Genomic DNA, 3,206 nt, shown 5'->3' on the forward strand with positions numbered 1-3,206 from the left:
AGGTGGCCATGGCCAAGGAAATCGTCGACCTGAAAGACGCGGTTACCCGTTTGGAAGCACAGAATGAACAATTCCGTCAGATCATCGGGCAGATGGCAGGAAAGCACGTAGACGTGGACTTCCCCGACGTGCCGAAAGATCACTGGGCGTATCAGTATGTGAAATCCCTGGCGGACAGAGGCCTTCTGGAAGGATATCCTGACGGCGAATTCAAGGGTGATCGTTCTATGACACGGTATGAATTTGCGGCCATCATTTACCGCGCATTACAGAACGGCGCACCTGTCGACGGGAATATGGGCAAGGCCATGGATGAATTCGGCCCTGAAATCGAAAAGGTGAGAGAAGCGTACCGTTTCCGTGTAGACCGTGTTTCCGGCGGGGATAATAACCGCCACAAAGTGGAACGCGTGCGTGTAAACAACGAGGATCATAAGGATAAAAACGAGTATCGAGACGTATACGGCTCGCATATTTCACCTGAAGCGAAATGATTTCTGACATAACAAGAACAGCATAATGGGGAAAATCCCCGGCTTTCTGACAGCATCGGCTATACTGTGCCGATGCTGTCAGTTTTTATACCGAAAAAGAAGTCGTTGAGGAAGACCGGCTTTCCATTTCCTGAATTATGTGTTACAATAAATTGACATTTTATAAACGTTTAACGCACAAAATTTATAATTTAAGATGTAAAAAAAGGAGTGTGGATTCATGAATCGGATTTACAGGGTCGTGTGGAGCAAGGTAAAAGGCTGTTATGTCGTCGTTTCGGAATTGGCGGGAACAGCGAAAAAAAGCGGCAGGGTAAGAGCCTCCGGAAACACGCTGGCAGCGGTTTTGGCGGTTTTTTTATTGACCGGGATTTCTGTAAGTTCTGTATCCGCGGCGCTTGACGGGGTCAATACGTTTGTAGAACCGGGGAATCAGAATATTAAAATCGGGAATGGGACTGACTTAAGAAATAACAGCACGAAGAACGGGGCCATTGCGATAGGCGATCATGCCCAGATTGATGATTATGTCATGCAGGAAGGCAGTATCGCTATCGGCAAGAATGCTTTTGTAGAAAACATGTGGGGAACGCAGGACAAAATATTCCGTTTCGGGATGCATTCGACGGATCCGCTCCGTACGGATCACTTGCTGCCGGCGGGGATTGCCATCGGTCAGAATACCTATGCCCGCAGCGGCGTGATGATCGGCGACCATAAGTATTATCGGCGCCTTGGGAGATACTACGGTAAATTCCAATACGGATAATGAAAAGCGTAAACTGTCCGTCTTGGTAGGCGCGACCACCGTTGGACTGAACAGTTATTCTGCCGGTGCGTTTGCGACGACGACCGGCGCCTACTCCATCATGACGAATGCGTATGACGGAGATACGAACCAGGGATCTGCTGCCCAGAATTTCGGGGCGGTCATCAACGGATCCTTTAACAGCATTGAATCAAAAACGTCAGGCAGCAGTGTATCGGGAATCGCCAATGCGGTCGTAGGGACTGCCAATCGGACCCACAACGCAAACGGTACCCTGGTTTTCGGCGCGGGCAATGAAGTGACCAATTCAGTGGACAATATAGCGGATCCCATGTCGTTTGTGGGGCTCAACAGTCCCAAAGAATTGGCGGAAAAACTCAGGGAGGATATACGGAGAAATGATTCCGGCGGCGCCGTGATGGCTCTCGGCGGCGGAAATAAAGCGGACTACGCATACCGCTCCCAGCTGATCGGTGTGGGAAATACCCTGAAAGGAACCGCCGCGCAGAAGGCTTCTTACAATTTACTGAACGGTTATAGAAATACAGGAACCAACGCCGAGCATTTGTCCGTAATCGGCTCCGATAATACTGTCAAGAACAGCAAGAGCCAGACCGTTATCGGGGACAGCAATAAGATTACCGATAGAAATGCCGGTACAGTTTCCGGGAAACAGGAAGAAAGGACGAAGAATGTGTCCGACCTTGTGATCGGCAAGGGGAATGATATTTCCGGCAACGACACCTACATGAAAGGGTATGAGAGCCTGACCGTTATCGGGAATAATAACAAAGCGGTCAATCCTAGTTCGGGTATCGTGATCGGGGATAACCAGAAGTTATCAGCGATTAAAGAATCCGTCGTTATCGGTTCCATGACACCGGAAGAAAAGGCCGATCCCGATATCGGGCAGAAACATGCCAGTGTCGTTGTCGGGTATCATGCCCAGAGCGGGACCAGAGACGGCGGCGGAATGAATGTGGCTCTTGGCCATGGCGCAAAAGCTTATGGCTGGCAGGAGACCGTGACAGGGATCAAATCCATTGTGGAGGCAGGCTCCGGCTATGACGGCTATCTGGCTTCTGTCTATGGCGGTCTTAATACCGTAGCGTCAAATAAGGCGGACCAGAATGATGGGATGGCAAACACCGTCGTCGGTACCCTGAATAAAACAGAAGGCGCCAATGGGGCACTCGTTTTCGGCGCGGGCAATAGCGTTACGCATTCTTTCGGGACGGCGCCGATCGATGAAGATGGAAACAGTATGAACGAACATTGGGGTGATACCATATTTGGAGGAGGACAGAGGTATGCTATAGGAGAAGGACCGCTGGGTCATGATGAGCTCAGGAAAGCAATGGGACTGGCCATGTCGACCGGCGGCGGTTCCGTAGTGACCATGGGGAACGGAAATACCTCAGATTATGCTGTCCATTCCCAGATCATCGGCTCCGGAAATATCCTTACCGGTACAGGAAATACACCCAGCATCAATAATACGATCAACGGATATGGAAATACAGGTACGAATGTGGAACGTATGTCTATGATGGGTACCGGGAATAATATGTCAGGCAGTACGGCCGATGTCGTAATCGGGGATTATCACCATATGGACGGCGGCAAAAATAATGTAATCCTTGGATCCATGGCTACGGAAAAGAAGACTGTAGAGAAAACGTATACGATGAAAGATGCTTCGGGCAATGTTATTCTTGAAAAGAAATATAAGGTGTGATGGAAAATGTACCGATTAAAAAGCATACAGCGAACATAAGCAATGCGGTGATGCTCGGCTACAATACGGATGTGGAAAAAGACGGCGGCGTAGCGCTCGGCGCGGATTCCGTGGCTTCCATTGATAAGGGAATTGCCGGTTTCGATCCGTCAACCGATACGGCTTCTGCGGATACGTCGGCAACATGGAAAGCGACGGCCGCCGC

General features: G+C 50.0%; 4 protein-coding genes. All 4 read left to right on the top strand.

Annotated features, from left to right (window positions below):
- Window positions 1–494 (top strand): S-layer homology domain-containing protein (locus HMPREF0080_RS05950; protein ID WP_040347386.1); only part of this gene is annotated, 494 nt, incomplete at its 5' end.
- 220 nt (window positions 495–714) lie between these two features.
- Window positions 715–1,263, top strand: a complete 549-nt coding sequence (locus HMPREF0080_RS09175; RefSeq protein ID WP_006790419.1) for an ESPR domain-containing protein — start codon at window positions 715–717, stop codon at window positions 1,261–1,263.
- Window positions 1,229–3,001, top strand: coding sequence for a hypothetical protein (locus HMPREF0080_RS09180; RefSeq protein WP_050808829.1), 1,773 nt, complete (start codon window positions 1,229–1,231; stop codon window positions 2,999–3,001). The genes HMPREF0080_RS09175 and HMPREF0080_RS09180 overlap by 35 nt, the downstream gene beginning before the upstream one ends.
- The coding region (locus HMPREF0080_RS10260; protein WP_006790421.1) for a hypothetical protein at window positions 3,001–3,206 on the top strand (206 nt) is incomplete at its 3' end. The genes HMPREF0080_RS09180 and HMPREF0080_RS10260, both read left to right, overlap by 1 nt.

It is taken from the genome of Megasphaera geminata F0357 (assembly GCF_000239275.1).
GTDB lineage: Bacteria > Bacillota > Negativicutes > Veillonellales > Megasphaeraceae > Megasphaera > Megasphaera geminata.

Excerpts from the sequence above, each read along its gene's own strand:
- HMPREF0080_RS09175 (WP_006790419.1), top strand. The coding sequence starts at position 715 with ATGAATCGGATTTACAGGGTCGTGTGGAGCAAGGTAAAAGGCTGTTAT.